Here is a 14,396-nt window from a genome sequence, read left to right on the forward strand (position 1 = left end):
CTTTGATCCGCTGACCTGGTCGTACGCGGATTCCGTGTACTTCATGGCAGGCTCGTCAACGGCTGGTCGTCCCACCAGCCAAACGATCAACTGAGTGGCGGCTCGGCGCAACTATTGGGGTTCCGTGCCGTCACATGGGTTCTGGGGACGCGGATCGCTCCGGAACGTCTCCCGGTGTGTCGGGAGTTGGTGTCCAGGTGGGTTCAGGTCAGCCGGTGCCGCCGGGAGAGATCAGGCCGGTCTCGTAGGCGACCACCACGGCTTGGACACGGTCGCGCAGGTCGAGCTTGGACAGGATGCTGGCGACGTGAGTTTTCACGGTGGCGACGCTGAGGGTCAGCTGGTCGGCGAGTTCGGCGTTGCTCAGGCCGGTGGCGAGCAGGCGCAGCACGTCCAGTTCCCTGGGCGTCAGCTGGTGCAGATCGCGGTGGAGGGTGGGTTTCGCGTCGTCGCGGCGGGCGAACCGTTCGACTAGGCGGCGGGTGATAGTGGGCGCGAGCAGGGCGTCGCCGGAGCGCACCAGACGTACCGCGGCCACCAGGTGCTCGGGTGAGACGTCCTTGAGCAGGAACCCGCTCGCCCCCGCGGCGAGCGCGGCGTACACGTAGTGATCGAGGTCGTAGGTGGTCAGGATCAGCACGCGGGTGTCCTCGGCGCCGCGCGCGAGGATCCGCCGGGTGGCTTCGAGGCCGTCCATCTGCGGCATACGGATGTCCATGAGCACGACGTCGGGCTTGGTGCGGCGGACCGCGGCGACGGCTTCGTCCCCGTTGGCGGCCTCGGCCGTCACGTCGATGCCGTTGGCGGTGAGGATCATGCGGAATCCCGTGCGGACCAGCGCCTGGTCGTCGGCGATGACGGCGCGCAACCGCTCGGTCATGCGGTCCTCCACGGGACGCGGGCCATGATCCGGAATCCGCCTTCGGCCGTCGGTCCGGCGTCCAGGGTCCCGCCGTAGACGGCGAGCCGCTCACGCAACCCGATCAGCCCCCTGCCGGCGCCGGTTCGCGGCCCGGCGCTCCGTGTCCCGCCGGTGTCGCTCACCTCGATCTCCAGCCAGTCGCCGTCATGGCCGATCGTCACGGACGCGGCGGCCCCGGGCGCGTGCTTGATCGTGTTGGTGAGGGCTTCCTGGACGACGCGGTAGGCGGCGAGGTCGATCCCGGGAGGCAACGGCCCGGGTGGCGACACCGCGACGCGCACCGGCACTCCGGCGGCGCGGACTCGTTCCACCAGGCCGTCGAGCTGGTCGAGCCCGGGTTGGGGTTCGAGCCCGTCGGATGGCCCGTCGAGGCGTTCGCCGCCAGGCCCGGCGAGCAGGCCCATGACATGGCGCAGCTCCGCCATGGCGGCCCGGCCGCCGGACTCGATCGCCAGCAGAGCCTGCTTCGACTGTTCCGGCTCCACGTCCATCACGCTGCGGGCCGCGCCGGCCTGGATCACCATCACATTGACATTGTGGGTCACCACATCGTGCAGCTCGGCAGCGATCCGGGACCGCTCCTCGGTGACAGCCCTGCGCATGGCGTCGTCCTGCGCCTGCTGCAGCTCGGTGAGCCGGTGCCGGCTGGCCTTGAGCCGTCGCCGCCAGAATCGGACAGAGCTCCCGAGGACGCCGACGCTCAGCAGGACGACGAACGGCCCCATCCAGCCCGGCAGCGCAGGCGCGATGTCCCCGAACCCGGCACCGGCGAGCCCGGCCGCGAACACGAGGCCACCCATCGCCGGAATGCGGTGACGGCTGTGGGCGGCGGCACCGTACGCGGCGATGGCGCAGGTCAGTACGGTGATCCAGGTCGCATCCTCGTGGGTGGCCCGCGCCGCCACCAGCACCACCCAGAAGGTGATGAGCGGGTACCGGCGCCGCGCCGCCAGGGGCAACGCCGTCAGCGCCACGAGGAACGCGGGCGCCTCGTGGGACGGAATCCGGGCAAGCGGGTGGCCAAGGGGCGGGGATGGGCGGTTGAACAGGACACTGGGAGGCAGTGCGTGGTCGGCCGGGGGCCCAGGTCGCAGCCGCAAGTGCTCGATCACTGCGGGCTGACGCGCGGTAGGGCCGGTCGCCGGCTCCACCGCCGACAGGGTCACCGCGATGACCGTCAGGACGATCGCGATCACCACATCGGCGGCGAGTGCTCTGCGAGACGGCCTTGGGGGTACGTCGCTCCGCCGCCCCGGCGTGCCTTGGACTCCGGGCCGATCCAAGTAGTCCTCGTCCAGCCGTCTGTACAGGTCGAGCACACGCCGCCACCACGGCCGTCGTTCACCGGTCTCCACCGGCACATTGTCGTGCCTGCCCCGTCCGTCCCGCATCGGCCGTCGTGACGGGTTTCACAGTCTTCGGGAGTAGATCGCAGGGATGAGTCGGCGGCCCCTCGTTCTCGAGCGGTAGGCGATCTCGGTTTCACGGCCGAAGCGCACCGGCAGGAGCGGCGCCTAGCTTCGTTCCCGGCACCAGGCCGTGGTGCAGCCGCGGCCTGGCGTCGCGGCCTCGACGATCGAGGCGCTGTTCATGACCATCCTTTCGAACCTCTGCTCAGGAGGACATAGCGTGACTTCTGTCCTGCAGGCCCAGGCATTGGGCAAGAAGTACGGCAGACGCTGGGCGCTGCGCGAGTGCACCATCGACATGCCGGCGGGCCACGTCGTGGGGTTGGTGGGTCCCAACGGAGCCGGCAAGTCCACGCTGCTGAAGCTGGCCGGCGGCCAGCTCGAGCCGACCGCGGGCGGCATCACCGTGCTCGGCGGCCGGCCAGGAAGCACGCCCGCCCAGCTGGCCAAGGTCGGGTTCGTCGCCCAGGACACCCCCGTCTACGCGGGCCTGACCGTCGCCGAACACCTGCGGCTGGGAGAACGGCTCAACCCTCGCTGGGACGAGGGCATGGCGCGGGAACGCATCGCGCGGCTCGGCCTCGACCCCGCGCATCGGGCGGGCAAACTGTCAGGCGGCCAGCGCGCCCAGCTCGCCCTCACCCTGTGCCTGGCCAAACGGCCCGACCTGCTGATCCTGGACGAGCCCGCGGCCGCGCTCGACCCGCTGGCCCGTCACGAGTTCCTGCAGCACCTGATGGAGGCCGCCGCCGAGCACAAGCTGAGCGTGGTGCTCTCCTCCCACTTGGTCTCCGACCTCGAACGGGTCTGCGACTACCTGATCGTGCTCGTCGACTCCCGCGTCCAGATCGCCGGGAAGACCGACCACCTGCTGGCCACCCATCATCGGGTCACCGGCCCGCGCCGCGATCCCGACCGGCTCCCCGCCGGTGGGCACGTGGTCTCCGCACGGCACACCGACGGGCAGAGCACGTACGTGGTCAGGACCGGCGCCCCCATCCACGACCCCGCCTGGACGGTCAGCCGGCTCAGCCTGGAGGACCTCGTCCTGGCCTACATGGACAAGCGCGACGCCGAGCGCCGGCGTGTCGCCCTGGAGGTGCGGGGATGATCTGGCTGACCTGGCGGCAATTTCGCGGCTCGGCCGCGATGACGGCCGCCGTCCTCACCGTCCTGGCCGCCGTACTGGCCCTGACCGGCCCGGATCTGGCCTCCCGCTACGCTGCCGGGATCGCCGGCTGCACCCCGAACAACACCTGCGACGACTTCTTCGACCGCTTCTTCGACGAGCACCAGATCCCCTTCCTCGCCCTCACCCTCGTCGTGCTGATCCTGCCGGCGCTGGTCGGGCTCTTCTGGGGGGCACCGTTGATCACCCGCGAGCTGGAGGCGGGCACGCACCTGCTGGTGTGGAACCAGAGCATCACCCGCGGCCGCTGGCTGGCGGTCAAGCTCGGGCTCACCGGCCTGGCCGCCACAGCCGCCGCCGGCCTGTGCGGCCTCGCGGTGACCTGGTGGTCCAGCCCGCTGGACAAGTCGGCCGTACCGGAAATGGCCCGGATGGCGCCCCTGGTGTTCGGCGCGCGCGGCATCGCCCCGATGGGGTACGCGGCCTTCGCCTTCGTCCTCGGCGTGACCGCGGGCGTGCTGGTGCGCCGCACCCTGCCCGCCATGGCCCTCACCCTGGCCGCCTTCGCCGCGATCCAGCTCGCCATGCCGCTGCTGGTCCGCCCGCACCTGATGCCCCCGGTCACGTCGACCTTCGAGCTCGGACGGACGAACGTGGACGGCATCGTGCCGCAAGGGCAGGAAGGCGGAGCCATGCAGGTCTTCCTGAGCACGTCGGCCGTTCCCGGCCACGCGGGCGCCTGGGTCCTGTCCAGCGACCTGGTCGATCCGTCCGGACGTACCATCGCCGGCGGCGATGGAGCCTCGGGACCGTCGTCGACGATCGCGCGCTCCATCCCGGTCTCCACGACGTCGGGACCCTGCGCGCTATCAAGGGCACAGGGCGCGGACGCGTGCAGAGCGGAGATCAACCGGCTCGGCTACCGGCAGCAGGCGACCTACCAGCCTCTCGAGCGCTTCTGGCCCTTCCAGTGGATCGAGACCGGCATCTACGCCCTGCTCACCCTCGGCCTCACCTGGCTCTGCTTCTGGCGGGTACGGAGAGGCTTGTCATGACCGCCTTCATGACAGGCGCCAGGATCGCGGCCGCCGGGCTCGTCCTCCTCCTGGCGTCGGCCTGCACCGCACCGGCGCCGCCGCGCGGCGAGGCGAGCACGGCGGCGGGTACGGTCTGCGCGCCGCCCCAGGGAACACCCCTGGCTGAGACGGCCACCACGATCGACGTCATCGAGCAGGCGTACTTCTGCATCCTCGGCGACTACTACAGCGGCGCCACACTGGACGCTCGCTCGCTGCTGACCGCCGGAATCGCCGCCCTGGCCCAGGAGCTCGACCGCGACGGGCGCGACCTGCCGAGGGCCGGCATGCCGACGCTGACCGGTGACCGGAAGGCCGACTGGGCCGCGTTCGAGACCACTTACCGGAAGATCACCGATCAGGTGCCCGACCTGCGCGACAAGCTGGCCGTCGTCACCTTGGAGGCCATCGTGGCCGCCCTCGGCGACGACCACGCCAAGTGGACGCACGACGTCAAGCAGCCGCCGGACCACTACGACGGCGACGGCTACGGCCTAGGTCTTGAGGCGAACGTGGACGCTTCGCAGGCGGACGGCAACCTCGGCGTCGCACTCGCCCCGCTGTTCGTCACCACCGTGCCGGGTGGCGCGGCGCAGGCCGCCGGACTGCGCCCGGGCGACATCATCCAATCGATCAACGGTTCGGCGCCCTTCATCGACGGCCAGGCCACCCCCGCGATCACCGCCCTCTACCCCCGGTATCCGCAAGCGCGCCCCGTCAAGCTGCGACTCCTGCGGCAGAGCAGCGGACGCCGCTGGAGCGTGACGCTCAAGCCCGGCCTCTACCAACGGGACCTGGCCACCCTGCAAGTGGTGCGGTCGAAGCTGCTGGACGACGACATCGCCTACGTACGGATGACCGAATTCGCGCCCGACTCCGCGGACCGGGTCCTGCGGGCGATCTCCAGGCTACGCAAAGGCCGGACGCTGTCAGGCGTCGTGCTGGACCTGCGCGGCAACAGCGGCGGCAGCCCCATGGAAGCGACCCGGCTGGTGAGCGCGTTCGTCCACGGCAAGGTCACCGCCTACCACTGCACCATGGACGGCACCTGCGCGGCCTCGCGGACCGACGACACCGTCGAGTTGATCGACCTGCCGCTGGTGGTGCTCACCGACCGTAGCTGCGCCTCGGCCTGCGAGCACTTCGGCTCCGCGGTCAAGGATCTGGGCATCGGCCGGTTGGTCGGCACCAGGACCGCCGGCGTGATCTCCGGGCCGGCGCAGGCGTACCTGCTCGGCAACAACACCCTGCTGAGCTTTCCCGCCCAGCACCACCTGGGGCCTGACCGCGAGGTCGTCGACGGGATCGGCGTGCCCTCCGACCACCACGTGCCCCTGACCCCGCAGGACGCGGCCGCCGGGCGCGACCCCGCCCTGGCCAAGGCCCTGACCTTGCTGCACGAATGAGGATGGACCTCTCCATGAGACAGCTCCTGGCAGCCGCCGCGGGACTGGCCGTCCTGGCCGCGGCCGCCTGCTCCGCACCCGCGCCGCCCCGCTCCGACGCCGTGTCCGCCGTGCCGCCCGGGCCTGCCACCCTGCCCGCCCCCACCGGCGCCCACCCCGTCGGCACCGCCGTCCTGTATCTGAGGGACACCTCCCGCCCCGATCCCTGGAACCTCGACGCCGACGCGCGTGAGCTCAAGGTCACCCTGTGGTATCCAACCGGGCAGCGGGACGGGCAGCGGGCGCCGTACATGACACCCAAGGAATCGGAACTCCTGCTGAAAGGCTCCGGGATTGCGAGCGCGCCGTACGACACGCTGAGCAAGACCCGTACGAACGCCATCAAAGACGCCGAGCCGGCGGGGCGGAAGCTTCCGCTGGTGGTGATGTCTCCCGGCTTCACCAAGCCGATGAGCACCCTCACCTCCCTGGCCGAGGACCTGGCCAGCCGCGGGTACGTCGTGGCCGGGATCGACCACACCTACGAGAGCTACGCCACGACCTTCCCCGACGGGCGGGTCGCCGAATGCCTCGCCTGCGACAGCAACTCCGATCCCGGCTTCGGCGCGAGAATGGTCCAGGGACGGGCCGCCGACGTCTCCTTCGTGCTCGACCAGCTGCCCTCGAAATGGGATGGTTCCGACCGGATCGACCGCTCCCGCATCGCCATGGTGGGGCAGTCGATCGGCGGGTCCAGCGCCATGTCAACCATGCTCGAAGACCCCCGAGTGCGGGCCGGGATCGACATGGACGGCACCGCCTACGCCCGGATCCCCAAAAGCGGCCTCTCCCGGCCGTTCATGTTCCTGGGCTCGGCCCAGCACGTCTCCGGAGGTCCCGCGCCCACGTGGGACCGCGACTGGAGGCTGCTCACCGGATGGAAACGCTGGATCGTGCTGACGGGCGCCGAACACCAGTCCTTCACCGACACCCCGCTGCTGTCCGACGCCCTCGGCATCAAGCCCACCACCGGCGTCCTGCCCGCGGCACGCGCCGCCGAGCTCACCCGCACCTACGTGGCCGCCTTCCTCGACCAGCACCTGAAGTCGCAGCGGCAGTCCCTGCTGGACAAGCCGTCACCGCGCTACCCCGAGGCCACCTTCTGCCCCGCCACCTGCACTCCACCCTGAGGCCCGGCGGCCCCTGAAGCTGTCGGGGGATGCTGAAGACGCCGGATGCCTGCCCGGCCCGGTGCACGACGGCGAGCCCGGGCCCCTGGAGTTGCCGCAGGTCTTCGGCCACGACGAGGTCGCCGCCAGGAAATGCGGCCACCTTCCCCCTGATGACGGCGACCCGGGTACCGGGCACAGAGGTCCGCTCTTGGCCGTGACGGTTCCTCAGCGCGTTCTCGAACAACACCCGATCGCGCAGCCGGTCCAGAGGCAGGTTCTTGCGCGGCCGCCGCGAGCAGATCACGGCCAGGACCTTGGCGACGTCGGCCGCCGCGGCGGGGCGGGGCAGATTCCTGGGCACCTTGACGCTGTCGATCCGGTCCATCGGGTTGGCCCGCAGGAGGTCGTGGCGCACTGCCCACTTGCAGAAGGACGCGACGGCGGCGCGCTTGCGCTTGCGGCTGGCCGGCGACAGCTCGGCGACCTCGGCCAGGTAGGCGCGGATCGGCGCGGCAGTGAGCGCGCCCATCGGGTCGAGCGGGACTTCACCGCCACGACCGTGCAGCGCTTGTCGTTCGAGTCGGTCGGCAAGCTGGAAGAGTTGATCGTCGCCGAAGCTGCCCCGGCCGGTGTCTCGGTCGCCGGACAGGACGCTCCGGAAGGAGACGCCCCGCACGGGGACGGGCAGGCTCAAGTCGCCAGTGGCGGCCGGCGCGCGTTCTTGCAGGAGCTGAAGGAGGACCCGGGGCCACTGCAGTCGGAGACGCTGCTGGCGGAGATCGTGAAGCTGGAGCGGGTGAAGGCGATCGGTTTGCCTGCCGCGTTGTTCGAGGGGGTTTCGGAGAAGGTGGTGGCGGGCTGGCGGGCCCGGGCGACGAAGATGTACCCGTCCGATTTCGAGGCGGCGGCGCCGCCGGTGCGCCTCACCCTGCTGGCCGCGTTGTGCCAGGTGCGGCAGGCTGAGCTGATCGACGGGCTGGTGGAGCTGCTGATCCAGCTCGTGCACAAGATCAGCGTGCGGGCGGAGAAGAAGGTCGAGGGGGAGCTCAACGCCGAGCTCCGGCGGGTGCAGGGCAAGAACGGGATCTTGGTGAAGCTCGCCACGGCGGCGCTGGAGCTGCCGGAGGAGATCGTCCGCAAGGCCCTGTATCCGGTGGTCCGTGAGCGGACGCTGTACTGGCAGGCCAAACTGCTGGGAAACACGATCGCGGGACGGTGGGTCAAGCTCCGTCCGTGCAGGTCAGACCCATATCCGTTGGATTTTCCGCGATTACTACCGGGACCCCGCTCATGTGGGCTGACCCCCTAACAGCCCCGTACCGCTAATGGCTGTCCCGCCCGGTTCCTCGACCCCGCTTTCGAAGAACCGGGCGGGGTGTCAACGAGGCGCTTCGCGGCACTGCCGCATCGTCTCGATGAATGAGCCCGAGGTGGAGGGGCAGACCTGGATTTCCTGCCCTTCCTGGTCGAGTACCTTGCGTCGGCCCAACGGTTCCTTCAGCGTGATGGGCACGGCTTGGTCGGCACCGGTCTCTATCTTCACGTCGGAGGTATCAGGGCAGATGTAGCGCAGCACCACCCGCACGGTGACGCTGGTCGCTGACTCGACCGCCTCGGCCCGTTCGACCGCAGTACAGATTGTGCCGCCTGATCCCATGACTCCGTCGGCGTGCAGGGTGATGGCCCGTCCCCCAGGGGCCGCCTCCACCACGGATACCTGCGCGTCGAAGGGTCTGGCTGCCGCCTGCGCGCAGGCGGCAGCCAGCATCGTGAGGGCCAGGATGCAGCTGGCGCGCAGGAGGGAGAACGGGCCCGGTGAATTCATCTCTTGTAGATGTCCTTGCCGACGGCCTTCGTTACGTCATGGAAGTCGGTGAAGGTGTGGACGCAGGTGTCCTTGACCGGTGTTTTCAGGTCGGCGTTGGATCCGCTGGTGACGCCCTTGGCGACGACCGAGCCGTCGGATCGGAAGGTGTAAACCGGTCCACCCGAGTCGCCGTCGATGACGCACTTGCCGCGTTTCTTGCCGACCTGAACCCAGCGCACTGTTTCTGTCTTGCTGCCGTCTTCGCTCTTCATGTCGATCTTCCAGGCGATGTCGGTGACCTTCCATCCGCAGAGCTGCCCCGTGGAAAGCCCGCGATGTCCTTGCCCGCCGACGTCGCCGGTGCGACGACCTGCCCGGCCGCCGGGTCGAAGTAGGGCGGCGCCAGAGTGTTGGCGTTGGCGTGGGCCCGTCGGGTCCGGCAGGGCTCACCACGACCGGGTCGCCGACAGGCGAGAACGTCGCTGTGAGCTTCGGAGGGTCGTTGAAGTCACTGTCTTCTGACGACGGGTAGACGCGGTGGTTGCGGGCCGCCCGCTCTGTCGGCGACATCAGCACCAGCCCGTAGTTGCCCACGTCGGTAGCCCACTGCTTCGCTATCGCGGTGATGTCCCACGTCATCGGCGTCGGCGCACACGAACCGCCCGCGCTGCTGCGGTTGGTCACGGCGTTCTCGGTGGTGTTGGTCGGCTGCTCGGCCCAGGTCACCGTCGCCGGGCTCCATCTGCTCGTGACCCGGCGCACTTGGATGCCGTCGCTCACCTGTGACCCGCAGCTCGGGCCGTCGATGTTGAGCAGCGACAGGGTCACGTTACTGATCTGCTGTCCTACCAGGGGTGAGGTGTCGAACTTCAGGTACGCCCGGCTCTTGGTACCGTCCGAATCGGTGCCGGCCATCAACGTCAGGCCGCTGCCATGTTCCTGCCACCGCCTGTTGTCCCGCTGCCGCAGACGGTTCCGATTACCGAGGCGCCGTTCGTCGGACGCCAGGAAGAGCTGGCGGCACTGGTCGCGGCCGCTGCCGAGGCCGCCGCCGACGGAGCGCGCATCGCCCTTGTCACCGGCGAGGCCGGGCTCGGCAAGTCGACGCTTCTGGAACGCCTCGGCAGGCGGCTCGAACGTGACGGATGGCTGGTCGCCGTCGGCCACTGCTCGGAGGTCGACAGGCGCCGCCCGCGTGGGCCTGGACTGAGGCGCTGAGAGGCTTTGCCGCGACCAGGTCCCCGGGCGAGTGCGCGGACGACCTTGCGCCGCTGCTCACGGACACCGAGCCGGTGAACGTCGACGCCACCGCGGGACGGTTCCGCCTGCGTCAGGCCGTGTGGAAGTGGCTCGCGGCCGTCGCCGCGGAACGCCCGGTCGCCGTCGTGCTGGACGACCTGCACTGGGCGGACGTCGTCACGCTGGAGCTGCTCGACCTCGCCACCTCACCCCGCCTGCGGGCGGCGGCCCTCCAGATCTTTACCGGCGGCCACCGCGGCTTGCCCGAACGCGACAACCTCTGCCGCGAACTGGTGGCGATCGGCACCGAGCACGACCTGCCCGTCTATCGCGTCACCGGGCTGCTCAACCAGGCCAGCGCCGCCGCCGGGGCCAACGACCCGGCCACCATGCGCCGCGCGGCTGCCGAGGCCCTCGACCTCGCGCGCACCTACCGGCTGCCCGAAGCGATCGGCGTCGCCGAAGTGGTGCTGGCGACCCTGGCCCTCATCGAGGGCCGGTTCGCCGACGCCGAACGGCATGCGGCGCGCCGGATCCCTGCACGCCGTCGGCTTCCTCGGCCTCGCGCTGGCCGCGATCTGGGTGAACAACGGCACGCTCGGCGAGCACCTGGAGGAGGTGCGCGCCTTCCACGAGGCGTTCGGCCCGATCGCCTCCGACCTGCTGGTCCTCGCCCTGCACGCCAACGGCCTGATCGACGAAGCCCGCCGGGTACACGCCTCGGACCCGATCCGGCCCGACTACTTCTTCACCTTCCTCACGACCGTCCGCGCGATGGCCGCCATCGCCCTGGACGACCGCGCCGCGGCCGAGGAGATCTACGCGACGCTGCTTGCGCGCTGCGACGGTCCCCCGCCGGACGCCACGAGCCTGTCCGTGGAGCTGCGCCCGGTCGCCCACACCCTCGGCGAGCTGGCCGTCTTCCTCGGCCACGACGACGAGGCCGCCACCCACTTCGCTCAGGCCGCCACCATCGCCGACCGGTGGAACGCACCTCATTGGCCAGCCTCGGCCGCTACGTGCGCCTGGGCGAGGAGATCTCCGTCCGCATCACCGCCGACCCCATCCGGTGCGAAGGTCGCATGGGTGGGTGTGGATCAGGGTTCGTCGACGATGAAGAAGTCGCGCATCTCGTCGACGATGTCCTCCGGCCGCTCCTCGGGGAGGTAGTGGCCGGCGTCGATGGCATGGCCTGACACGGTTCGGGCGATGTTGCTCCAGAGCTCGAGCGGGCGGAACAGACGCTCGATGACGCCGTGCTCGGCCCAGAGCACGCGGAGCGGGGGTTCGATCTTTCGGCCCTCGGCGCGGTCGAGGCGGTCGTGCTCAAGGTCGATGGTCGCGGCGGCTCTGTAGTCTTCGCAGGCGCCGCGGGCTCGGTCGGCTCCGTCGAATCCTGAGACGTAGTGGTCGAGCACTTCTTGCGGGAACGGGGTCAGCCCCGCGTGGCGGGCGCCCATGACGCCTTCGACGTAGGCTCGCGGGTTCGCGCCGATGAGGGTCTCGGGCATCGGGGCGGGCTGGATGAGGTAGAACCAGTGCCAGTAGGCGGTTGCGAAGGCGAGGCTCGTGTCCTCATACATGTCAAGGGTGGGTGCGACGTCCAGGAGCATCGCCCGGATGACCCGGCCGGGCGCATCGGCGGCCAGACGCGCCGCCACCCGGGCGCCGCGGTCGTGGCCCGCCACGAAGAACCGCTGATGCCCCAAGGCCTCCATCAGCGCGATGCAGTCGCGGGCCATCTCCCGCTTGCTGTACGTGGAATGGTCCGGGCTCGGCGCCGGCCGGCCCGAGTCACCGTATCCGCGCAGGTCCGGAGCGACGATGAAGTAGTCCTCGGCGAGCGCCGGCACGACACGGTGCCACATCAGATGCGACTCCGGGTGCCCGTGCAGCAACAGCAGCGGGGCCTTGTGCGGATCCGGGCCGACGCGACCGCGAAGTCGCACGCCGTTGACCTCGATGTCGAGTCCGGTAAAGCCTGAGAACACCTTCGGTCTCCTTCATCGCAGCCCCATAAAGCGTTAGCCCGATGGCAGATTTTCCCCTCAGCACACAAATCAAGCCTTATGTCCGCCGTACGCAAAGGAGGGGTGACGTACGGTCGGATGTCGGTTGCGGGGAAGCCTCGCCTGCGATGACGGCGGTGACCAACCCGCTGACCAGGGCGTTCGTGCCCTCCTCATCATCCCAGGCGGTAGCCGAGTGCGATCCTCGGCCCGGCCTCTAGCATTGCGCATGTGACCACCTACGACGATCATGACACGTTCGAGTACCTGGATTTCTCGGCCCTGCCGCAGCGTCAGCAGCGGATCCTGGTCACGATCCGGGACTGGGTGGTCAGATACGGGTATCCCCCGAGCACACGCGAGATCGGCCACGCGGTCGGACTGCGGTCGTCCTCGTCGGTCTCGAGGCACCTGAGGAGCCTGGAGGACAAGGGGTTTCTTCGCCGGGGCACGACGATGACCCGGCCGATCGACGTGCGTCGGTTCCTGCGAGCCTCGCCGCCTGAACCGGCCGACGACCTGGTGACCGTGCCCGTGGTCGGAGACATCGCCGCAGGCAGTCCCATCCCGGCCGATGAGTATGTGGACGACACGCTGACGCTCCCCCGCGGTCTCACCGGGCGGGGCAACGTGTTCGGCCTTCGGGTGCGGGGCGATTCCATGATCGACGCAGCGATCTGTGACGGCGACATCGTCGTCGTACGGCAGCAGCCCGAGGCGCACTCCGGTCAGATCGTCGCCGCGATGATCGACGGTGAGGCCACCGTCAAGGTGTACCGCCGACGCGACGGGCACGTCCATCTCGAACCGCGCAATCCCCTCTACGACGTCATCGACGGCGACGGCGCCGTGGTGCTGGGCATCGTGGTCTCGGTCCTTCGCAGCGTCTGAGCACCTGCCTCCGCAGGGCGGCCGTTCCCACCCGGTTGCCGCGGCCTCGATATCGAGGGCGAGGACATGGTGATGCTCGACGCGGATGCCTACGGCTTCGCCTCGGGCGTCCTTGCAGGCCCGCTCAGCGAACAGCGCCGCTCTGGCCTGACGCGGCTGACGCCGGTGTTCGAGAAGGTCCTCCCGATGATCGACGACGAGTATGCGACCACGTACTACACCCATGTGCGCGAGAGGGCCGTGTTGGCCGCCGAAATCGAGAGCCTGCGCCGGAGTAGTTCTGTGATCAGGACTTGGGCGCAAGACGTGGAAAGAGCAGTGCGGTCGACAACCCGGCGAACGTATGCGGTCACGGCACTGGCGCCGCCGCACCGGCTTGCCGATGTCCGCCGCGCCAAGAGCTGGAACGGAGGCCACGATCATCACCCCGGCCCCGGGCGCTGCGAGGTCTGGAGCCGGATATAGGCCCGGTCGTCGAAGCTCGTGGCCGCCGGAGCCAGCCCTTTCGTGGCGGCGTGGACGCCGATGCGCATGGGGTCGACCCGCAGAGACTCGGCAAGCTCCCGCTCGGCGGTAGCGAGGTCGCCTGCGGGAGAGAGGTAGCCATCGCTCGCCAGAACCACCTGGTCCACCTCTTGGTCGAGAGGGAAGACTTCGACGAACCGTGCAGGAACCGGCCTGCCGTCCAAGACGCCATAGCCGAACGGGCCGGCGTGCTCACAGTTGGCCAGCAGGCTTTGCCGCTTGAGCACGGGTAACACCAGGGCGCGTCCGACATCCTCGGCGACCAGCTCGTCCAGATCGTGTCCCTCTGCGAGCAGACAGTGCAGATAGGCCGCCCGTGTCCCGGCCAGCACTCGGTCGATCAGCTTGTCCGCGGGTCGCGTTTCCCACCTCGCGCCACGGCCGATGGCCACATGCACATCGCCCACCCGCCAGATCACTCCTTGCGCGGGCAGGAACACCGCGGCGACCGCAGCGGGGGCCAGAGGGTCATCATCGGCGATCCCCCAGCTACGACGTAACCGCGCCAGGTCCGTCGTCATGGCGTCGGCCGCTGCCTGCGGCGGGGTGTCGGGCGGCAGGCGGCGGAGCGACGCGGCGACGCAATCAGCGGCTCGGGCCCCGCCGGTCATGCCCCCGTAATCGCGCCCCGACTTGTCGGTGACTCCGTCGATCACCGCGGCGCACGAAACCCCTGAATCGCCATCGATCACTACCAGCCGATCCTCCCCCCGGCCGGCCTGCTTGGGCACATTGCGCTGCTCGACCACATCCCACCGGGGCAACGCTCGACTGCGATCGCTCGTCCGTGAGTTCATGAAGGTGTCCCTTCTTGGCCTGCGGTCACAGTTCT

Annotated in this window: 16 protein-coding genes and 1 pseudogene; 9 read left to right on the plus strand and 8 right to left on the minus strand. The window is 69.8% G+C overall.

Going from position 1 to position 14,396, the window contains the following annotated elements:
* Positions 1–208: 208 nt before the first annotated feature.
* Together IEY87_RS34450 and IEY87_RS34455 are read right to left on the minus strand one after the other, a co-directional pair.
* Positions 209–880, minus strand: a complete 672-nt coding sequence (locus IEY87_RS34450) for a response regulator (protein WP_189143025.1) — start codon at positions 878–880, stop codon at positions 209–211.
* Positions 877–2,313, minus strand: a complete 1,437-nt coding sequence (locus IEY87_RS34455; RefSeq protein WP_225277905.1) for a sensor histidine kinase — start codon at positions 2,311–2,313, stop codon at positions 877–879. Before IEY87_RS34455 ends, IEY87_RS34450 begins: the two co-directional genes overlap by 4 nt.
* Positions 2,314–2,551: 238 nt before the next feature.
* On the opposite strand from IEY87_RS34455, the gene IEY87_RS34460 reads away from it, so the two are divergent.
* The 5 genes from IEY87_RS34460 (at position 2,552) to IEY87_RS34480 (ending at position 8,402) form a co-directional block, all read left to right on the plus strand.
* Positions 2,552–3,442 carry an ABC transporter ATP-binding protein gene (locus IEY87_RS34460; RefSeq protein ID WP_189143026.1) on the plus strand — a complete coding sequence of 297 codons (891 nt, stop codon included), beginning with the start codon at positions 2,552–2,554 and terminating at the stop codon, positions 3,440–3,442.
* Positions 3,439–4,515 carry an ABC-2 membrane transporter-related protein gene (locus tag IEY87_RS34465; RefSeq protein WP_189143027.1) on the plus strand — a complete coding sequence of 359 codons (1,077 nt, stop codon included), beginning with the start codon at positions 3,439–3,441 and terminating at the stop codon, positions 4,513–4,515. Before IEY87_RS34460 ends, IEY87_RS34465 begins: the two co-directional genes overlap by 4 nt.
* On the plus strand, positions 4,512–5,942 hold the full coding sequence (locus IEY87_RS34470; RefSeq protein WP_225277906.1) for a S41 family peptidase: 1,431 nt from the start codon (positions 4,512–4,514) through the stop codon (positions 5,940–5,942). The genes IEY87_RS34465 and IEY87_RS34470 overlap by 4 nt, the downstream gene beginning before the upstream one ends.
* 14 nt (positions 5,943–5,956) lie before the next feature.
* Entirely contained in the window at positions 5,957–7,111 is a 1,155-nt protein-coding gene (locus IEY87_RS34475; RefSeq protein WP_189143028.1) for an alpha/beta hydrolase family protein, read from the plus strand.
* A 196-nt stretch (positions 7,112–7,307) separates the two neighbouring features.
* Positions 7,308–8,402 carry a hypothetical protein gene (locus IEY87_RS34480; protein WP_189143029.1) on the plus strand — a complete coding sequence of 365 codons (1,095 nt, stop codon included), beginning with the start codon at positions 7,308–7,310 and terminating at the stop codon, positions 8,400–8,402.
* Positions 8,403–8,471: 69 nt separating this feature from the next.
* Here IEY87_RS34480 and IEY87_RS34485 read toward each other — a convergent pair whose 3' ends face one another.
* The 3 genes and pseudogenes from IEY87_RS34485 to IEY87_RS47325 all read right to left on the minus strand — a co-directional run.
* Complete coding sequence (locus IEY87_RS34485) at positions 8,472–8,918, minus strand: hypothetical protein (protein WP_189143030.1); 447 nt, start codon at positions 8,916–8,918, stop codon at positions 8,472–8,474.
* Positions 8,915–9,172 (minus strand): S1 family peptidase, encoded by a 258-nt coding sequence (locus IEY87_RS46200; protein ID WP_225277953.1) that lies wholly within the window; start codon positions 9,170–9,172, stop codon positions 8,915–8,917. The genes IEY87_RS34485 and IEY87_RS46200 overlap by 4 nt, the downstream gene beginning before the upstream one ends.
* A gap of 217 nt (positions 9,173–9,389) precedes the next feature.
* A pseudogene (locus tag IEY87_RS47325) lies at positions 9,390–9,815 on the minus strand (DNRLRE domain-containing protein); the annotation flags it as partial.
* Between the two features lie 18 nt (positions 9,816–9,833).
* Between IEY87_RS47325 and IEY87_RS46205 the strand changes: the two are divergent.
* Positions 9,834–10,118, plus strand: a complete 285-nt coding sequence (locus IEY87_RS46205; RefSeq protein ID WP_225277907.1) for an ATP-binding protein — start codon at positions 9,834–9,836, stop codon at positions 10,116–10,118.
* Positions 10,119–10,345: 227 nt separating this feature from the next.
* Here IEY87_RS46205 and IEY87_RS46210 read toward each other — a convergent pair whose 3' ends face one another.
* Complete coding sequence (locus tag IEY87_RS46210; RefSeq protein WP_225277908.1) at positions 10,346–10,660, minus strand: hypothetical protein; 315 nt, start codon at positions 10,658–10,660, stop codon at positions 10,346–10,348.
* Here IEY87_RS46210 and IEY87_RS46215 point away from each other — a divergent pair.
* Complete coding sequence (locus IEY87_RS46215; RefSeq protein ID WP_225277909.1) at positions 10,659–11,309, plus strand: hypothetical protein; 651 nt, start codon at positions 10,659–10,661, stop codon at positions 11,307–11,309. The two genes, IEY87_RS46210 and IEY87_RS46215, sit on opposite strands and share 2 nt — an antisense overlap.
* Here IEY87_RS46215 and IEY87_RS34500 read toward each other — a convergent pair.
* Complete coding sequence (locus tag IEY87_RS34500) at positions 11,237–12,130, minus strand: alpha/beta fold hydrolase (RefSeq protein ID WP_189143032.1); 894 nt, start codon at positions 12,128–12,130, stop codon at positions 11,237–11,239. The two genes, IEY87_RS46215 and IEY87_RS34500, sit on opposite strands and share 73 nt — an antisense overlap.
* Positions 12,131–12,379: 249 nt before the next feature.
* On the opposite strand from IEY87_RS34500, the gene lexA reads away from it, so the two are divergent.
* Entirely contained in the window at positions 12,380–13,039 is a 660-nt protein-coding gene (lexA, locus tag IEY87_RS34505; protein ID WP_189143033.1) for a transcriptional repressor LexA, read from the plus strand.
* 66 nt (positions 13,040–13,105) lie between these two features.
* The gene (locus IEY87_RS46220; RefSeq protein ID WP_225277910.1) at positions 13,106–13,504 is read left to right on the plus strand and encodes a hypothetical protein; all 399 of its coding nucleotides are present in this window, start codon (positions 13,106–13,108) and stop codon (positions 13,502–13,504) included.
* Here IEY87_RS46220 and IEY87_RS34515 read toward each other — a convergent pair.
* Positions 13,462–14,361: a hypothetical protein gene (locus IEY87_RS34515; RefSeq protein WP_189143034.1), complete on the minus strand. Its 900-nt coding sequence runs from the start codon at positions 14,359–14,361 to the stop codon at positions 13,462–13,464. The two genes, IEY87_RS46220 and IEY87_RS34515, sit on opposite strands and share 43 nt — an antisense overlap.
* Positions 14,362–14,396: the final 35 nt, after the last annotated feature.

This window comes from Nonomuraea glycinis (genome assembly GCF_014646515.1).
GTDB lineage: Bacteria > Actinomycetota > Actinomycetes > Streptosporangiales > Streptosporangiaceae > Nonomuraea > Nonomuraea glycinis.

Excerpts from the sequence above, each read along its gene's own strand:
- IEY87_RS34450 (WP_189143025.1), bottom strand. The coding sequence starts at position 880 with ATGACCGAGCGGTTGCGCGCCGTCATCGCCGACGACCAGGCGCTGGTC.
- IEY87_RS34455 (WP_225277905.1), bottom strand. The coding sequence starts at position 2,313 with ATGCGGGACGGACGGGGCAGGCACGACAATGTGCCGGTGGAGACCGGT.
- IEY87_RS34465 (WP_189143027.1), top strand. The coding sequence starts at position 3,439 with ATGATCTGGCTGACCTGGCGGCAATTTCGCGGCTCGGCCGCGATGACG.
- IEY87_RS34470 (WP_225277906.1), top strand. The coding sequence starts at position 4,512 with ATGACCGCCTTCATGACAGGCGCCAGGATCGCGGCCGCCGGGCTCGTC.
- IEY87_RS34475 (WP_189143028.1), top strand. The coding sequence starts at position 5,957 with ATGAGACAGCTCCTGGCAGCCGCCGCGGGACTGGCCGTCCTGGCCGCG.
- IEY87_RS34485 (WP_189143030.1), bottom strand. The coding sequence starts at position 8,918 with ATGAATTCACCGGGCCCGTTCTCCCTCCTGCGCGCCAGCTGCATCCTG.
- IEY87_RS46200 (WP_225277953.1), bottom strand. The coding sequence starts at position 9,172 with ATGAAGAGCGAAGACGGCAGCAAGACAGAAACAGTGCGCTGGGTTCAG.
- IEY87_RS46205 (WP_225277907.1), top strand. The coding sequence starts at position 9,834 with ATGTTCCTGCCACCGCCTGTTGTCCCGCTGCCGCAGACGGTTCCGATT.
- IEY87_RS46215 (WP_225277909.1), top strand. The coding sequence starts at position 10,659 with ATGCGGCGCGCCGGATCCCTGCACGCCGTCGGCTTCCTCGGCCTCGCG.
- IEY87_RS46210 (WP_225277908.1), bottom strand. The coding sequence starts at position 10,660 with ATGCCGTTCGGCGTCGGCGAACCGGCCCTCGATGAGGGCCAGGGTCGC.
- IEY87_RS46220 (WP_225277910.1), top strand. The coding sequence starts at position 13,106 with ATGGTGATGCTCGACGCGGATGCCTACGGCTTCGCCTCGGGCGTCCTT.
- IEY87_RS34515 (WP_189143034.1), bottom strand. The coding sequence starts at position 14,361 with ATGAACTCACGGACGAGCGATCGCAGTCGAGCGTTGCCCCGGTGGGAT.